Annotated in this window: 12 protein-coding genes, 1 tRNA gene and 2 pseudogenes; 2 read left to right on the forward strand and 13 right to left on the reverse strand. The window is 45.3% G+C overall.

Translation table 11 applies throughout. The features are described from left to right. From H6G40_RS20135 to der, 3 genes are all read right to left on the reverse strand, one after another. A partial coding sequence (locus tag H6G40_RS20135) for an Ig-like domain-containing protein (RefSeq protein WP_242028809.1) occupies positions 1 to 941 on the reverse strand: 941 nt, incomplete at its 3' end. A 722-nt stretch (positions 942 to 1,663) separates the two neighbouring features. Further along, positions 1,664 to 2,539, reverse strand: coding sequence for an energy-coupling factor transporter transmembrane component T family protein (locus H6G40_RS20140; RefSeq protein WP_069474874.1), 876 nt, complete (start codon positions 2,537 to 2,539; stop codon positions 1,664 to 1,666). Between the two features lie 3 nt (positions 2,540 to 2,542). Then, positions 2,543 to 3,901, reverse strand: coding sequence for a ribosome biogenesis GTPase Der (gene der / locus H6G40_RS20145; RefSeq protein WP_002735647.1), 1,359 nt, complete (start codon positions 3,899 to 3,901; stop codon positions 2,543 to 2,545). 287 nt (positions 3,902 to 4,188) lie between these two features. Here der and H6G40_RS20150 point away from each other — a divergent pair, with 287 nt between their 5' ends. Further along, a complete protein-coding gene (locus H6G40_RS20150; RefSeq protein ID WP_002735750.1) occupies positions 4,189 to 4,659 on the forward strand; it encodes a DUF4079 domain-containing protein in 471 nt (156 codons plus the stop codon). 47 nt (positions 4,660 to 4,706) lie between these two features. Here H6G40_RS20150 and H6G40_RS20155 read toward each other — a convergent pair. The 4 genes and pseudogenes from H6G40_RS20155 to H6G40_RS20170 all read right to left on the reverse strand — a co-directional run. Continuing rightward, positions 4,707 to 4,895 (reverse strand): annotated as a pseudogene (locus H6G40_RS20155) (HepT-like ribonuclease domain-containing protein); the annotation flags it as partial. Then, positions 4,880 to 5,210, reverse strand: a pseudogene (locus tag H6G40_RS20160) (nucleotidyltransferase family protein). The pseudogenes H6G40_RS20160 and H6G40_RS20155, both read right to left, overlap by 16 nt. 247 nt (positions 5,211 to 5,457) lie before the next feature. Then, positions 5,458 to 8,448 (reverse strand): type ISP restriction/modification enzyme, encoded by a 2,991-nt coding sequence (locus H6G40_RS20165; RefSeq protein ID WP_190538191.1) that lies wholly within the window; start codon positions 8,446 to 8,448, stop codon positions 5,458 to 5,460. Positions 8,449 to 8,575: 127 nt separating this feature from the next. Continuing rightward, positions 8,576 to 8,649, reverse strand: a tRNA-Pro gene (locus H6G40_RS20170). A gap of 71 nt (positions 8,650 to 8,720) precedes the next feature. Between H6G40_RS20170 and lipA the strand changes: the two genes are divergently transcribed. Next, a complete protein-coding gene (gene lipA / locus H6G40_RS20175; RefSeq protein WP_071783949.1) occupies positions 8,721 to 9,626 on the forward strand; it encodes a lipoyl synthase in 906 nt (301 codons plus the stop codon). Here the strand turns inward: lipA and rdgB are convergent. The 6 genes from rdgB to H6G40_RS20205 form a co-directional block, all read right to left on the reverse strand. Then, on the reverse strand, positions 9,589 to 10,182 hold the full coding sequence (gene rdgB / locus H6G40_RS20180) for an RdgB/HAM1 family non-canonical purine NTP pyrophosphatase (protein WP_002736403.1): 594 nt from the start codon (positions 10,180 to 10,182) through the stop codon (positions 9,589 to 9,591). The two genes, lipA and rdgB, sit on opposite strands and share 38 nt — an antisense overlap. A gap of 271 nt (positions 10,183 to 10,453) precedes the next feature. Beyond that, positions 10,454 to 11,359, reverse strand: a complete 906-nt coding sequence (locus H6G40_RS20185; RefSeq protein WP_002737908.1) for a class II fructose-bisphosphate aldolase — start codon at positions 11,357 to 11,359, stop codon at positions 10,454 to 10,456. Between the two features lie 242 nt (positions 11,360 to 11,601). Beyond that, a complete protein-coding gene (locus H6G40_RS20190) occupies positions 11,602 to 11,913 on the reverse strand; it encodes a hypothetical protein (protein WP_016514503.1) in 312 nt (103 codons plus the stop codon). A gap of 279 nt (positions 11,914 to 12,192) precedes the next feature. After that, positions 12,193 to 16,110 carry a serine protease gene (locus tag H6G40_RS20195; RefSeq protein WP_190538192.1) on the reverse strand — a complete coding sequence of 1,306 codons (3,918 nt, stop codon included), beginning with the start codon at positions 16,108 to 16,110 and terminating at the stop codon, positions 12,193 to 12,195. A 39-nt stretch (positions 16,111 to 16,149) separates the two neighbouring features. Beyond that, a complete protein-coding gene (locus H6G40_RS20200) occupies positions 16,150 to 16,758 on the reverse strand; it encodes a COP23 domain-containing protein (protein WP_149977032.1) in 609 nt (202 codons plus the stop codon). A gap of 59 nt (positions 16,759 to 16,817) precedes the next feature. Next, positions 16,818 to 17,918 carry a S1C family serine protease gene (locus H6G40_RS20205; protein WP_069475028.1) on the reverse strand — a complete coding sequence of 367 codons (1,101 nt, stop codon included), beginning with the start codon at positions 17,916 to 17,918 and terminating at the stop codon, positions 16,818 to 16,820. Between the last annotated feature and the right edge of the window lie 223 nt (positions 17,919 to 18,141).

Raw genomic sequence — 18,141 nt, forward strand, 5'->3', positions numbered from 1 at the left:
ATGGCCGTATAGCTGTTACCATCCACTTGGGTGAAGTCGCTCAGGGTTCCACCGCTGACGTTCACATCACTGTTGTCAAAACCGGCGACATCTTCGCTGAATTCAAAGGTGACTAGAGAACTGTTAGTTCCGTCGTTCAAGGAAGCATTAACGATATCGACTGCGAGGGTCGGATTGAGCGTGTCAATCGTCACCGTATCCGTACCCGCTCCACCATTGTTACCGGCAATATCGGTGTAGCTATCGGCTGCCACGGACACCGAGCCGGTGGTTTCCACAGCATCGTCGGCCGTGAAGATGGCCGTATAGCTGTTGCCATCCACTTGGGTGAAGTCGCTCAGGGTTCCACCGCTGACGTTCACATCACTGTTGTCAAAACCGGTGACATCTTCGCTGAATTCAAAGCTGACTAGAGAACTGTTAGTTCCGTCGTTCAAGGAAGCATTAACGATATCGACCGTCACTGTGGGTGGGGTATTGTCGTAGGGAACGAAAACAAATTGCCCATCTACCACCTTGATACCACCAGTGCCATTGACGCTTGTGGCTCTGACACCAAGGGTGACAACACCCTGAGCCAATAACGATTCAATCTCTACCCCTTGATCCTTGCTGTAGCTGTAAGTGTAGGTATTACCCGCAGTCAGAAGATTGCTGCCATTATGCTCCGTTCCCGTTAACCCCGTATCGGAAATCTTGTCGTATCCATCCCAGACGATACCAGTCCCATTCATATTGAGACTGTTATCCTTCGATAACAATCTGATAGTCCCATCCGCGTTGCTATCGCCATTCGACCACCAGAATGCGTTGAGGTCCATTGACCCCTTCTTCATATCAACAGTCCATTGATTTGTGACTGTGTTGTAAGAAGCGGTGAACCAGAGAGCCTGGGTGGTGTCGCCGTATTCCCAGGTGTAAGTGCCTTCCTGCAATGTCATAATAAAAATTCCCAATCAACAATTCTATACATACGGCAGATTCAGGCTCAGTCTGGTACATCTTCTAAGTGGAAACGCTTATCCAATAAAGAGTTATCGGTGCCACACGGATAGAGGAACCGCCGTATCTAAATGATAACAGATTATGTAGCGTATGTAACCATTTAGGGGGGGCAAGCAGCCAGTGGCATTGATTCTATGGAAGGACTCTCCTGGGGTAGCACAGAGGGATAATTAGGGTTTGCGGCAAAAAGCTTTTCCTGGGGGCAGGGTGTGGGGTGTGGGGTGTGGGGTTTTATCGATTTTCAGGTGGTCAACTACCTAATTTTCAGGGAAAAAGTACCTGAATTTTCCCCCCGATCCCCGCAATGGCTGGCACTTTTTGAGGGGAAAAAAGTCCAAAAGTCTTATCCAACAAAGTTTTTAGATTTATTCAGCAGACCCTAATTACTACTCCTCCCAGAGGCGCGAAGGGTTCCTCGGTTATAAATTCCAAAACATTGCGGTTCTGAGAACGCAGGCTCGTCACTACCATCAGCATCTCCGCCCTGAAAGGGTGACAACGAGGTTAAAGTCTAGGCTGGGTGTAGGCTGTGGGGAGTTTTTTGCTGTGAACAGTAAACAGTAATCAGTAATCAGTGCAAAGACAGTAGGAAACTTCTATTTAATACTGCACACTTAAAACTCAAATCTGATAACTGATAACTGATAACTGATAACTGCTATAAACCCCCCCAAACTAATCGGGCTGCCCAAAAGGGAATTAACAAAAATAAAGCGATAAAATCAGCCCATCTTAACTGTAATTGGTGCCAGCGCACTTGATGCTGATTGGGACTGGTAAAACCGCGAACCTCCATAGCGATCGCTATTTGTTCGGCGCGCAAAAGCAAATTATCTAGTAATTTTTCCACTACTGTTAACCAGACGTTTAAACTTCTTTTAATCCCTAATTTTTGCCAATCGATCGCCCTAGTTCGCACTGCCCTAGCCAGATTTTGCACTTCTTCTAAAACCAGAGGAATAAAGCGTAAAGAGAGGGTCAGAGTCAGAGAAATTTCCGTCACTGGCACATTAAATCGCCGTAAAGGACTCATTAAATTCTCTAAACCTTCGGTAATTTCTTCCGGGGCCGTCGTCAATAAAAAGAGATTAGTGCTATAAATCAAAGTAAAAATTAGGGTACTAATTCTCACTGCTAATTCCAAAGAACGTCGGGTAACAAATAAACGACCTCTATCCCATAAAACATACTGATAATCACTTGCTGGCGGTAAATTCAGCCCTTCCTCCGGTAAACGCGGCTGAATACTCACCCCTAAACCATCGGGAGTGATAGCAGTAATCAGAAAGACGATAATCGCTAAAAATATCAGCCAGCCCATCTGTTGCCGCCAGACGCGGGGGGGAATAGGAGCCAACAGGGTTAACAACATTAACAATCCCACCAAAGCTAAACGCCACCAAGGATTAGCCAATAAAGGTGCTGCTAAAAAAGCCATTAACCAGATAAATTTTACCCGCGCATCTAGTTGATGTAGTCGGGTAATCGGTTGATCGAGATAAAGACCGATGGGCAAACTTCGCAATAAATCCATAAATTAGACCTTGGTGGCTCTATTAACCGTTTTTTCCACTTCTCGCGCCGGTTTGCCGCGCCAGATTAAGCGGATCGGGGTTCCTTTAAAGCCTAACTGTTGCCGGAATTGCCCTTCGATGTAACGGCGATAGTTATCATTAAAGCGCTGGGGATCGTTAACGAAAAGGGCGATCGTGGGGGGTTGACTCGATACTTGCGTGCCATAGTATAGTTTCCCCTGTTTTCCGCCCCTGGTGGTGGGGGGATTGTGCCATTTAACCGCATCTTCGATTACATCGTTGATTACCGAGGTACTGACGCGACGACGGTGAGATTCGGCGGCAATATCGACTAATTCGAGGATTTTGGTGACTCTTTGCCCCGTCATGGCGCTGACAAAGATCATTTCTGCCCAATCCATAAAATACAGCCGATCTTGGAGCATTTTGGTGTAAGTATTGATGGTGTAGGTGTCTTTCTCCACCGCATCCCATTTATTGACTACTAGCACCACCGCACGCCCTTCTTCGATGATTCGTCCTGCTAATTTTAAATCCTGTTCGGTGACACCATCTAGCACATCGATGACGAATAACACCACGTCAGACCGGCGAATTGCCTTAAAAGCACGGTTAATACTGAAAAATTCGGCTCCATAGTCCACATTCTTCTTACGGCGAATGCCAGCGGTGTCAATTAACCGATACACCTGTCCTTCTCGTTCAATTAAAGTATCGATCGAGTCTCTGGTAGTTCCCGAAATCGGACTAACGATCGCCCGTTGTTGTCCAGTTAAAGCATTGAGGAGACTGGATTTACCCACGTTAGGACGACCGATAATTGCCACTTTAATCTCTTCATTTTCGGGAATTTCCGCCCCGGGTGGCAAATATTTAATCACCGCATCAAGTAGTTCACCTGTACCAGAGCCGTGAATGGCCGAGATGGGGAAGGGTTCACCGATGGCTAATTCCCAGAATTCCGTCGCTTGCAGGATACCCTGTTCCACCGATTCACATTTATTAACTGCCAAAAGTATCGGGACATTTTGCTGTCGTAACCAAGCGGCAATTTCTCGATCGCCGGCGGTAATTCCTGCCTGGCCATCGACGACAAAAATCGCCACACTTGCCTCTGCTAGGGCGATTAAAGCCTGTTCGCGGATTAAAGGGAGAAATTCGCTGTCATCGTTAAAAACTAGCCCCCCTGTATCGACAATTTGAAAATCTCGATCGCACCAGAAAGCCGGTTGATAGGTGCGATCTCTGGTAATCCCGGGTTGATCAAAAACGATCGCCTGTTGATCTCCAGCGATACGATTGACGAGGGTAGATTTGCCCACATTGGGACGACCGATAATAGCGACGACAGGCAGTTTCATAAAGGGAGGAGGGGACGGAAATTAAAGACCCAATATTCTATCATAGCGATTTGCGATCGACCTTGGTTGATTTGAACGTTGGTTTACACAAAGGTAGTAGTGATGGAGATAGGAGTCGGTCGTCAGGATTCAGGAGACTATTTCTATTTATTCTCCCCATACCCCCCTCTCCTATAGCTTTTAAACGGGATTTAGTATGACAGGTCTAATGACCCAGAAAACAAGGAAGCGCGAGCGATTCATGTTAATTTTTATTAAGAAGCGATCTTTGATGAGAACAGACAACTATGAACTTCGAGATTCCCAGTGCCGTAAAAACTTGGTCACAATTTGGCCATCCCATTCTCATGTGGGTTTTATTAGGATTAACTATCTATGCGCTCTATTCGGGGCTACAATGGCGACGGACGCGGACAGCAGATAAAGACCTAAAAAAAGAATTATTGCCCAAAAATTTTCGCACTAAACACTATCAAATTGGCTCCCTAATCCTGGCTTTAATGGTGTTGGGCACGATCGGGGCTATGGCGGTGACTTATATTAATAACGGTAAATTATTTGTCGGGCCCCATCTGCTGGCCGGTTTAGGGATGGTGGGTTTAATCTCAATCAGTGCCGCTTTAGTACCTTTAATGCAAAAAGGCAACGAATTGGCTAGAATCACCCATATTACCCTTAATGCCGTCATTTTAGGTCTTTTTGGCTGGCAAGCCTTCACAGGAATGGATATAGTCCAGCGTATTCTCAGCAAAATGTGAGAAAACCTGAACAGAGAGGATGCGTCATCAGACGCATCTCACCGAACGCTGGCATCTCGCCAAGGAACTTCGGGGTATCTTCCTGGAAATTCTTGAGAAGTTGCTCTCGCTGCTTCACCAATAATTTGTCAATGATAGACAATCCAAGTTTGAATTAATTCTTGTTGTTCAAACAGGGTTTTTCCCTGTGGAGCATACTTTTCTACACGCTCAATTGCTTCTAAAATATCCCGCAAGCGTTCGGTATCATCTCTCCTAGTGGTATTGCTTCTTTAAGTACCCGCTCTCTGATTCTATCTTTAAGTCCCTGTTCGGTAACAATATCAACTTTGCCGCCTAACAAAGCTTCCAGTTCTCGAATTAAGGGCAAAGGAAACCAGGAACTCCGACGTTCGCTACAATAATCAATTAATAAATCAATATCGCTTTTTTCGTCAGCTTCTCCCCGTGCGACAGAACCAAAGATTCGCACGTTATTCGCGCCGTGTTTAGCAGCAATAAATAGCAATGATTTTTTCTCGTTTGTTTTTGAGTAATTCCTCAATTTTCATGATCTAAGTAGGTAGGCGTTAAAAGTTGTCAGATGCCCCCCTTATCAAGGGGGGATTAAGGGGGGATCCCCACCCCCCTTATCAAGGGGGGATTAAGGGGGGATCCCCACCCCCCTTATCAAGGGGGGCAGGGGGGATCGAACCTAAAATCGATTTTTAATTTAATTATAACCAGCTACTTAGGGTTTTCTGAAAAAGTTTTTACTGGAGGCAGAATGTAGAATAAAATTTCCCAGAAGCAATCTTTTTAATGTCTCATCGCTTCTATTATTTTCATGGTTTCGACGCTGACAGTACAGACTCTTTGTAGTAAGTCAATTACTGTTTCTTTATAATCGACGAAGCGATAATTATTAAATCTTTCGGCGATGGTTTGATCTTTGGGTTTCTTTTCCTTATATTGATCTAATATCCATTCTAGGGCCGAACGATTACCGAGTTTATATTCCCAAGCAATTTTGGGAATATCTTGTAGGAAAGTGACATCATCAAGGTTGATAGAATTTTTTTCTCGGTCAGCTTTTAGTTTAGTTTTTGGTTTGAGGTTATTATTAGTATCAATGCGGGTTAGTGGGTAGGGTGCGACGGTTTCATAGTTGATGTGTAATTCCATTAGTTTGCTTCCCCATTCTACCCATTGAGAGAAGTTATCATAAAAGGGAAGCCGGGGAAATTCTCGCTTGAGGTTTAATTCGTATTTACTGCGATATTCCGGGTAGTGGAGGACTGCATAAGTGTAGTGGAAGATATCGAGTTTGGTGATGGTTTTATCGTTGTAATGGTTTTGGAATTGTTGCAATCCCCAATCGGTGATATTATCGATACGGTTTCCTTCTTTCTCGTAGTAGTAGAGGGGGAGACATTGAGAGTCACCCGTAAAATGTAAATCAATTATTGAATTGCTAGATAGACAATGAAAAGGCTTTGAATTTCCTAATGCGAGAAGAGCAATATATTTATTTTCAATATCCTCGGCATTTAAAATATCATACCATTGATAAGTCCTTCCATTAAAATGCTTGTCAAAATACAGCCATTGTTTTATGTATGGACGATAAATACTTGTCAAAATACTTTCATTATCAAACTTCTTAAATATCTTGCGGCTAAGATATTGAGTTAAATCACTATCCCACCCAATCTGATTTCGTCCTTGATAATTGTCATCTTCAAAAGTTCTCTGATAAACATCTACAAAAAATCTCATTTTTGCTTCTAGCGTATCTCTTGAAAAATCATAAACCCATTTATCTCTGTGAGTGGCAATTCCTAGTGAAAACAACTTAAACACAGCTTTCTCAGACTTGCCACTTTTTACATCCTTATCAATCAAGGGTAGCAGTTGATCAAAGTCATTATCTGATTGATTGAGCCAATTATGTTTTTTATCTGGGATGATATGCTCAAAATCAAGCTGATTAAGTTTTGTCGATGACAAAAACTCTAATTTTTGCGCTGCTGTATCCAATTCAGGACGGCGAGTATATAAAATTCGACAAGGAAGATTATTACTTTCTCGCTTCACCATCAAACTAATCGCCACCCCCGTCTGAATACCGAAAACATTATGAGTTGTCCCTGAAAGTTTAGGATTTTTCCTGACATTACCACCTAAATCAATGATATAAATTTCACTAAACTCATTCTCTACTACTTTTCTAAATCCATCATAAGCCAACGCATCGATAAAAGAAGAGTTAGATACAAAAGCAATGATACCATTTTTATTTAATCGATCCGAAGCCCAACGAATAAAACGAGTGTACATATCATAGACGACAATTTGATTCTGTGCCTTACCTTCTTTGACATAACTATATTTAATGCACTTGTCAATCGCTTCATAACTTCGATTTGCATTATCTTGATTAAAATTCTCCTGCCTTGCATTATAAGGAGGATTACCAATAATTACAGAAATATTGCGGTCATTTTGATTGTGAATCCGTTGGGTATTCTCCGCCGACATGGCAAACAAATCCATCTGCTTGATATTAGAAGCAGCATGGTCCAGGGTATCCACAAAACAGATATGCTCAAACTCCTCATACTCACCCATCTTCTGCTTATAGGTGAACTCAATATTCAAATTAGCGATATAATAAGGCAGAATTGCCACCTCATTACAGTGCATCTCATGCTTATACTTGTACCGTAACTTATCCTTCGGTAAATACTCAATCAACTCCGTCACAAAAGTTCCTGTCCCCGTCGCCGGATCTAAAATTTCTACTCCTGGATCCGCCAACAACTTACCAAAATGCTTGTGGACTAAATAATCGACACTTTCAATCATAAAACGGACAATTTCATTGGGTGTATAGACAATTCCCAACCGGTCCGCCGCTTTCGGATTGTATGCTTTATAAAAATTCTCATAAATCGCCTTGAGAAACTTCTGCTTCTCGTGGTGGTTATAAATATTCGCCGCTGTCCGCCGAATTACCGCATAATAACGTTCAATAGTCCCTAAAGTATTGCGCTTGGTATTACCAGTAAAGAAAGTTTCAATCACTCCCTGTAATTCCCTGGCGATATTATTTTCCCGGTGAAACTGAGACTCATTAAAAATATTGATAAAAATATCCTCTGTCAGGATGTGCTGAATAATCATCTCTCGCACATCTTCCAGACTAATTTCTGGATTGATTGACTTGCGACAAATCTCTAAAAATTTGTCCCGCGCTGTCACAAAATTCCGATTCGTCTCCGATTGCAACGCAATTAAACCCCGCAACGCTTCTAAAATTGTTGGTAAATCTTCCTTAAAACTATCAATCGCCTCTCGAAAATCGTTAACTTCTGGACGTACATAATTAATAAAAGCATTAATAATCCCATCCAAAGCCTCATCATCGCGCATCGAGACGCGCAGTCTTTCCTCTCCTCCTTGAATTAAAACCGCCGTCTGGGAATCTTCAAATAAAATATTGTCATTGGGGTAGCCTTTCGCCAACTTCTTCTCAATTTCTTCATCTAAATTATCGTATTGATCCTTACTTTCCCAATATCCCCAATCTAACCGTAAAGCATCCTTAACCGTCCCGTCAGGATAGACAACTTTTCCCGACTTAGTGCGATAATCCAACTCCGGAATTAACAAAAAATCCCGCGCCTTGCAATAGTCATTTAACAAATTCTGAAAAGCGACTCTAATCGAAGTTTCCTTGCGACTTCCGCCATATTGGACAATCTTTTCAACTTCCGTCTGATACTGGCTGATTAATAATCTAGACATTGGCTTAGAGGAGGTAAATAAGTAGTTATAATCAAATAGAAGATAGATTTTGGACTCTGATCCCCCCTGCCCCCCTTGATAAGGGGGGTGCCGATAGGCGGGGGGATCTACCCTTGATTGTCTTTAATCGGGATGACAGGATTCGAACCTGCGGCCCCTTCGTCCCGAACGAAGTGCGCTACCAAGCTGCGCTACATCCCGAAAGTTTTTAGCTAAATCATCATAGCATATTCGGCCTTGATTGGGTCGAGACTTGCTAGGATATTAGGGATATAGGCAAAAATTATCGGAGTAGTTCAGGCGTGACGGTCAAACCAGAGTGGTTACGGGTAAAAGCACCGCAATGGCAACGAGTCGGCAGTGTTAAGGAGGTTTTACGCGATTTAGGCTTAAATACCGTTTGTGAGGAGGCTTCCTGTCCTAATATCGGCGAATGTTTCCACGCGGGGACGGCTACCTTTTTAATTATGGGTCCTGCTTGCACTCGCGCCTGTCCTTACTGTGATATAGATTTTGAGAAAAAACCGCAACCTTTAGACTCCACGGAACCCCTGCGACTAGCGGCAGCCGTGCAACGTCTTGATCTTAATCATGTAGTGATCACTTCTGTCAATCGCGATGATTTGGCTGATGGTGGCGCTAGTCAATTTGTCCGTTGTATCGAGGAAATTCGCCGCATTTCTCCAAAAACCACCATCGAAGTGCTGATTCCCGATCTTTGCGGCAATTGGCAGGCTTTAGCTTTAATTCTTGCTGCTAAACCTGAAGTTTTAAACCACAATACCGAAACTGTCCCCCGTCTCTATCGTCGCGTGCGTCCCCAGGGTGATTACCAGCGTTCTCTAGAATTATTGCAGCGCGCTCGCGCCATTGTTCCCGCTACCTACACAAAATCGGGGATTATGGTGGGATTGGGGGAAACCGACGAGGAAGTGCGGCAAGTGATGGGCGATTTAAGGGCCGTCGATTGTGATATTCTCACCATCGGGCAGTATCTGCAACCATCGCCAAAACATCTCGGTGTGCAGGAATTTATTACCCCTGAACAGTTCCAAGCTTGGCGCCAATACGGTGAGTCGCTGGGATTTTTACAAATTGTTGCGAGTCCCTTGACAAGAAGCTCTTATCATGCTGAACAAGTCAGAGCCTTGATGAATTTGTACCCGCGAGAGTCTTGAGATGGGGCAGCAATTGCTGAAAAGCTCGTCCTCGGTGGCTGATTTTTCTTTTTAATTCCGGAGACATTTCCGCAAAGGTTAAAGCGTATTCGGGAACATAAAAAATCGGATCGTAACCAAAACCACCTTTACCCCTAGGACTGGTGAGAATTTCTCCCGTACAGATTCCTGTGGCGCTCAAGGCAATCTCACCATCGGGACGGGCGATCGCAATTACACAGACAAAACGGGCCGATCGATCCTGATTATCTCCTAATTCTCTGACGAGGCGATCAATTCTTTCTCGATCATTTTCACCATAGCGGGCCGAGTAAATCCCCGGGGCATTTCCTAACCCGGTTACTTCCAATCCCGAATCATCGGCGATCGACCATTCTCCCAATGTTAGGGCAATTTGAGCAGCTTTTAAATAGGCATTTTCGGCAAAAGTCGCCCCGGTTTCCTCTATCTCTAAATCATCGGGTTTTAACTGCAATTCTAGGTCGATATCAGTTAAGTATTCCCCTATCTCTGCCAATTTACCCGGATTACTCGTGGCTAGAATTAATTTTTTCATTGGCATTTTATCTCAGTGATCAGTGATCAGTTACCAGATGTGAGGTTTCAGCTTGCTAGACCTCCAGCTAAGTAGCTGGTTATAATTAAATTAAAAATGGATTTTAGGTTCGATCCCCCCTGCCCCCCTTGATAAGGGGGGTGCCGATCCCCCCTTAATAAGGGGAAAGTTTTTAATACTTACCTACTTAATATTATCTCAAGACTAAAAGTCTTTCTGGTTGATTAACCCGTCTTTTTTCAGTGAATTGCAGATATCTACTGATAACTGATTACTGTTTACTGATAACTGATAGTCCCGCTAACATTTGAGCGTAGGGAGTTTCGTGGAGGTGGGACTTATTGACAGCACCAAAAAGGGTTAATTTGTCGATAATTACCGATTTCATTGCGGAAATTGCCTCTCCTGCGATCTCTAATAAATCCTTATCCTCTGGCCTACAAATTTCCCGTTTTAGGGACTGCATATAAGCTTGACGCACTTCCGTATTAACATTAAATTTGCAGACTCCTAACTGGATCGATCGCCCGATCATTTCTGGGGGTAAACCAGAAGCACCGTGTAAAACTAGGGGAATAGAAAGAAGTTGTCGAATCTGGGCCAGGCGATCGAAATCGAGACGGGGCGGACTTTTGTACTCGCCATGGACATTACCGATAGTTACGGCCAGAGAATCCACTCCCGTCGCCTGCACAAATTGCACTGCTTGCTCCGGATCTGTCATTTTAGCCTCTTTTTCGGCAATAGTTAACCCGTCCTCAGTGCCGCTAATTCGGCCAATTTCTGCCTCCACCACGGCCCCGTATTCGTGAGCGAGACGAGTCATTTCTTTGGTAAAAGCGAGATTATCTTGGTAGGGAAGATGAGAGCCATCGGCCATAATTGAGGTCATCCCCGCTTCTAGGGCCTCGTAGATGTTGCTGGCTTTAGTGCTATGGTCAAGATGGACTGAGATAGGAACCTTGGCCGAGCGAGCGGCCTCTAAACAGAGAGCGACGAGGGTAGAACTGCCATAACGCAAAGCACTGGGGTGAATTTGCAACATAGCGGGACTACGGCAATCCTCGGCGGCACTAATCACCGCTTTGACCCCTTCTAGGTTATAAACATTAAAAGCTCCGATCGCATAGATATTTTTGCGAGCGGTTTCGAGGAGTTCCTGAGTAGAAGCGAGCATAATATGGAAAATAACCAAAGACCACGACTACGGACTATAGTAATCATAGCAATTATCGTCGATTGGATTGACCCAAGGAAACTAAAGTAGGTTGGATTGACCTAAGGAAACCCAACCATAGACCCAAGGCAACCCAACAAAAAGATTCAGACAGATTTAGATGTTGGCTGTTGGGTTTCGCTTTTCCTGAGAATTTAGAGGTTTTCTTTAACATATTTATTCGCTCAACCCAACCTAGAAAACTACGGGCGCTCACTACTTAATTTAATCACTTGTTGCTCAGGAAATTTAAGGGTAAGTTCCCATTCTCCCCCTAATTCCCTCATCATACGGGTTAAATTTTCTAGGGTAAGATGTTGTTTTAAATCATCCGATTTTGCTGAGAAACAGGGCTGTTCACTTTCGCTTTCCGTGATTTCTTCTGAAGCAAGTCCTAGACGTTGAAGAAGTTCATCAATGATTTGCATTTCTTGTAAAAGCTCTTGGGTTTTAGCTTCAATTTTTGCCCTTCTTTCAGAGGGCAGTTTATCCATTTCTTCATCAAAGGTAATCATAGATTTTGCTCCGTTAAGGTTTTTAAATAGGCTTCAAATCTTTTTTCGGCGATGGGAATGTTTTTTTCATACCATCTTTTATCGCCAGTTTTATTTCCTCCTACTAGCTAAAGTAGGTTGGGTTGAGGCACGAAACCCAACAATACACCCAAGGAAACCCAACAAAAAGATTCAGACGGATTTAGGGGTTGGGTGTTGGGTTTCGCTTTCCCTGAGAATTGAGAGGTTTTCTTTAACATATTTATTCGCTCAACCCAACCTACGAACTACTACGAACTACTACAGTTGCGAGAACAGTTTTCGAGCATCGGCGATGATTTGATCACCCCAGAGATTTTTTTGCAGGGTTTCAACCTGAGCAAATTCAGGGTCGATTTTAAGCGCACTTTTAGCAAGTTTGATCGCTTTCTCCGTATTGCCTTGACGGTAGAGAGTAATAGCGAGAGCCAGTTGATTTTCGGCAGATTGGGGGTTAATTTCCAGACTTTTTTGAAATTGGCTACTGGCCAAATTTAGATCGCCTTGTTCGTAATGAATTAAGCCAATATTGGTAATCGCAATCAGATCTTTTTCGTCCAGTTCGAGAACTTTTTGATAGTCTTGGAGAGCTTCGGGATAGCGTTTTTGTCTTTTGTAAATTTCTCCCCGTAAATTATAAGAGTCCTTGAGCTTGGGATCGAGAATGATCGCCTGATTAAAATCCGCTAGAGCTAAATCCCATTTTTGAGTTTGATAGTAAAGGGTTCCTCGCGTAAAGTAAAACGAAGCATCGTCTGACTTAATCTCAATTGCCTGATTAAAATCCGCTAGAGCTAAATCCCATTTTTGAGTTTGATAGTAAAGCATTCCTCGCGTAAAGTAAAACGAAGCATCGTCTGACTTAAGCTCGATCGCCCGATTAAAATCCGCTAGAGCTAAATCCCATTTTTGCCATTCTAGGTACTTGAGGCCGCGTGCGACGTAGGCATTGGGAAATTGCTTGATCTCGATAACTTTCGTGATATCTGCAATCGCTAAATCCCATTTCTTTTGTTGATCATAAATAATATAACGTTGTAAATAAGCCGACCAGTATTTCGGATCGAGTTCGATCGCCCGACTGTAATCAGCTAAGGCGATATCCGATTTTTGCTGTTGTCGGTAAATTTCCCCACGGTTGTAATACAGTTCTGCATCGTTACTATTAAGCTTGATCGCCTTGTTATAATCGGCGAGGGCGAGATCGAATTGATTTTGATGGCGATAAGTATCTCCCCGATAGCGATAGGCTAACTCTACATAAGGATTAATTCGGATCGCTTGACTTAAATCGGTGAGGGCCAGATCCCATTCTTTTCGATCCCAGTATAAAATTGCTCTAGATGCGTAAGCGAATTCGGGGTATGGCGAGAGTTCGATCGCCTTGTTAAAATCAGCGAGGGCGAGCTCCCACTTTTGTTGTTGAAAATAAAAATTTCCTCGATTGCCATAACTACTAAAATAACCGAGTTCGATCGCCTTGTTCAAATCGGCGAGAGCGAGATGCCACTTTTTCTGGTGACTGTAAAGAGTTCCCCGCAACTCGTAACCCGCGCCAGAATTCGGATCGAGTTCGAGCGCTTTATTAAAATCCGCTAGGGCTAGGTCCCATTCTTGCCGCTCCGTATAGAATTGCCCGCGACTCTCATAACCGAAGCCGGAATTCGGATCGAGTTCGAGCGCTTTATTAAAATCCGCTAGGGCTAAATCCCATTTTTGCCAGTTGTCGTAAGCGAAACCGCGCATTAAATAGGCGACAACGGAATAGGGATTGATTTCGATCGCTTTTGTGAGATCGGCGATCGCTAACTCCTCTTCACTTTGAAAAATATAAAAAATACCTCTCATTTCATAAGAGCTAGGATTGTTAGGATCGATGGTAATTGCTTTGTTAAAATCCGCTAGGGCTAAATCCCATTGTTTTCGAGCCATGTAAAAACGTCCCCGGTCTCGGTAGGCTGGCGCGAAATTAGCATCGATCTCGATGGCTCGGTTATAATCAGCCAGGGCTAAATCCCATTCTTTCCGCTCTTCGTACACATCGGCGCGAGCTATATAAGCCCTAGGGTTATTCGGATTCAACACCAGAGCTTGATTATAATCAGCTAAAGCGAGATCCCATTTTTTTAGACCTCTGTATATATTCCCGCGATTGCTATACCAACCGGAGCGAGGAGCGATTTCTATGGCGCGGTTAATCGCTGTTAAGGCTCGATCGTAACGTTTTACGTTTTGTAGTGCCGACGATAGACTATTGTAATAGTTGGGATTCTGGGGAGAGATTTTGATCGCTTGTTCAAAACTATCGATCGCTTTTTCGGATTGATTCATCTGCTCATAAAATACACCCTGATAATTTAAAATTCCCCCATGAAATTCCGAACCTTTCTCGCGAGCGGGTAGAGTGGCGAGGGCTTGATCGAGGGCTTCGATCGCTTCCCGAGCTTTGTATTTGCGCCCGTAAACCCTTGCCTTACCGTACCAAGCTAAATAGGTGTATTCGGGATCGTTTAATTGTATCGCCCGATCGAAGGCTTGCAGGGAGCGATCGTCTTTTTTCAAGCGCCAGAGTTGATTTCCCCGCTCGATCCAGATGTCTGCGGAGGCGTTGGTTTCCGGTACTTCTACACTGACAAGAGTGCGATCGATCTGCTGCTGTTGTTGTGCTGTTAACTGGGGTTGAGCGGTAACGAAAGAAGATAATTTAACTCGAAATCTTTCCTGTAAACCGATAAAACTACTAATCGGAATCCCTAAGCTAAAACCTAGCTGAATTTTACCCTTAACCCCCTCGGAGCGTCCGTGAATACCGATCACCTGTCCTGCAGCGTTTAAGACTGGACCGCCGCTCATACCGCCGAAGGTAATACTGGTATAGACCATATCGTAACCGCCGCTCAGGGAACTAACCCTGATCGATGCCCCACTTTGGGTAATCGTAAAATCACTCTGTCGCGTGGCGAGAAGTCCTTCCTCCTGACTTTTCACTGCACCGCCGCTAAAGAGCCATCCCGCTCGTTTATCGCCGATTTTCGGGAATCCCGCCACGAAAATGGGACTCTCTCGATTGGGGCTATAGTTGGCGATTTCTGCGACTGGATAATTCTCGTTACTCTCGAAGGTAAAAATGGCCAGATCGACCCCTTCCTGTCGAATAATGGTTTTTCGGTCGAGGGGAAGGGTTTTGCCGTCGCTGGTGGTGAGGGTATAGGTGTAATCGGCACAGGTTTTCTCCTCGGCGATTTTCTCACAGAGGACATGATCCGCAGTCAGGACAGTGTAGGTTTTTCCTTCGCGGGCGATAATTGCGCCGCTACCGTTGGCCTGACTGCTACTATCGATCCGGACGGTGAAACCCTTCGCTTTTGTTTCTAATTGGGCGATATAGCCAGTATAGGTGGGGTTTTCGATGCCCGGTGAGCTTTTCGGTAAGGGTAATTGGTACGCGGTGAGGATTTCGGGCCGGATGTAGGTTAATAGGGTATTGATGGAAATGCCCCAGTTAACCGCTCTCATCTGTTGGATTTCCGCGTCTGTGGGTTTTGTACCGTCTTCGTAGGTGTAGTTAGAGAGAATCGGATAGGCCGATCGCCCGTTAATGCCGATTAACTCATCCTCGAAAAAGATACCACCGCCACTCATTCCCTGCACGATCTCGCCACTATAACCGACGCTGTAGCCCTCCCGGAGGGGTCGATCGCTCGTCTGTTCAATTTTCCCGTTATCGGTGGTGTACTGCCCCGTTTCTGCGGAATAACCGGTTACGGTGATATCTAGTCCCGCTTCTAGGGGAATGGCGCTAATTTTAGCGATCGGATAATTCCTAGTATCGCTAAACTCCACTAGGGCCAGATCCTTATCTTTTAAAAGGGAATTCGGCACGATCGAGGCTGTGCGGGTTTGGCCGTCGTGGGTTTGGATCTGTAGGGTGGTCGCGCCGCGGGTAACGTGAGCGTTGGTCAAAACGAGGTATATACTGCCTTTTTTCCCGATAATGATTCCCGATCCCCGATTTATCTCGCTAGTAATCTTAACAGTGACTTGACGGATCGATCGCTCGATCTGCGCGTTTGGGCTGTCTTCCGCCACGATCGCCGGAGCAGAGAAAGGGGATAGCGCTTTAACCGGTACGACGGGCAGAAGTAGGAGGCTTAGGAGTAGGGGAAAGGGTTTCAACATGGTTATTATGGGGAAATTCGGGGTAAAACAGCGAAAATTCTAGCGGGTGGGAACGCAATTATTTTGCGGGCCAGCCGATCTTGTACCACAGGGCGCGTCGCGATCGGCGAGTGGAGCTTTGGCGAAAAACTCCGTCATCGAGATATAGGTTTTATCTCCGGAATTCTGGAGGAGCATATCCGAGCTTTTCCCCTCTAGGATGTCCATGAGTTGTTGCAAGACTAAATCTGGATTATCGTGGGGTTTAAGGGTAAAAAGTTGGCTATTGCCGTCGCAGGGATCGCCGGATCGTGAAACGCTGCAGATGATCGGGTATCCCTTCGCCCGGCCGGTGGTGAGATAGTTAAAACGCCCTTGATTATAGGCTTCCTGGAATTTTTTCGTGACTTCCTCGCAACGAACTGGGGAACGTTTGGAGAAATATTCCGATTTCCAGCCGATAATCCGCACATTGCCGCTCCTTTGGGGAATCCAAGCGAGGGTGGCGGGGATTTTTCCTCCCGATGCGCGATCGAACACCTCTTTACAGAAGAAGGTGACGCGATTCGGGGTGGTCGATTGGCTGAAACCGGGGGCGATACCACCGAGGAGGACAGTGGCGAGGAGGCCGACGCAAGCGAGACGGTGGGAAATATGTCTAGAGTTCATAGGGATAGTTCCTCAGAAAATAGGGATTAGAATCGTGATTAGGGTCAAAATGGGATTATTTAAGGTTTAGCGGCGGCGTTGAGGGTGTAGCGACCCGATTCACCCCCTTCGCGAGAGGTGGCCACTAGGATATAAACTCCATCGGCGGGTAATTCGGTTACAAGTCGAGCGTTAAAATCCCCGGGGGCGCGATCGACACGCTGGTTACTACGGGCGACCTCTGGGTATTTTGTCCCCTCGGAAGATTGGAGAACGCGATAGAGGACAAGATAGGGATCGATCTCGTTGCTGTTCATATCCAGAACGATTTTCTGTCCGGCACGACCCTCGAACCCGTAATATTGCTCGTTTTGGTCTTTGGTCAAGTTGCCTTGAACGGTCTGACCGTTAAGAGGGAGGGCGAGTAACTGTATCCGCTCTTGCTGTCCTAATGTTGAGACGGTGGAGACATCGCCTGTTTTAACTGCGGTGAGGAAAGCTTGCAGGCGATCGAGGGAAACGGCGAAATTAATCCCGCTCTGGGTATGGCCGATCGGGTTTCCCGCATCGTCGTAAACGGAACTCCCGATATTGACCGCGACGTTAACCCCCACCACTTCCCCCTGTGAATTCAAAAGCGGCCCGCCGGAATTGCCTTTGTTGATATTAGCGTTGTGTTGCACAATGCCTTTTTCGGGGTCGAGACGGCTGATAATGCCCTGGGTGAGGGTGTTTTGATAGTCCTCGTTTAAGGGTGTGCCGATGGCGAAAACGCTTTCGCCGACCTTGGCGGAGTTCGCACGGGCGAGGGGAAGATAGGGCAGGTTTTGGCGGTTATAAATCCGCAGGACGGCTAAATCCACGCCATTTTTAGCGAAGCCGATCACGTCTGCTGAGGCCTGCTGTCCGTTGGAAAATTTCACCGTCACCACCCGGGGTCCGTCCGCAACAACGTGGGCGTTGGTAATGATGATACCGTCGGGACTGACGAGAAAGCCGCTACCGTGGCCGCTACCATTTTTGACGGTGACGACGGCGGGGCTGGCTTTCTGATAGACTCTAGAAGCGGTCTGCTCCTGTGCGAGGATGGGTGGAATGTTTTCCATCAGGAAGCCTCCTGGTTGAACGAGTAGGCCAGTGGTGGCCAGTAGCACCGATAGGGTGAAAGTAATTGGTTTCATCGGGTTGGCTCCTCTTTAGTCGAGGGATACTTGCAAGGATGTTATCGTTGGTTTTTTCCCAATTATGCGATTAAGTTTTAAGTCCTCAGGTTGCTTTTTTCACAAAAGTTTAGAGGGGGAGAGCGATCGCTCTTGGGCAATTCGTAGTATTCCTGTTCTACTAAAAGAACGGGAGGATCGGGCTGATGCTTTACTAGAATTAAGTTTAGGGGGCGATTTACAA

This window comes from Microcystis viridis FACHB-1342 (genome assembly GCF_014698335.1).
Lineage (GTDB): Bacteria > Cyanobacteriota > Cyanobacteriia > Cyanobacteriales > Microcystaceae > Microcystis > Microcystis ichthyoblabe_A.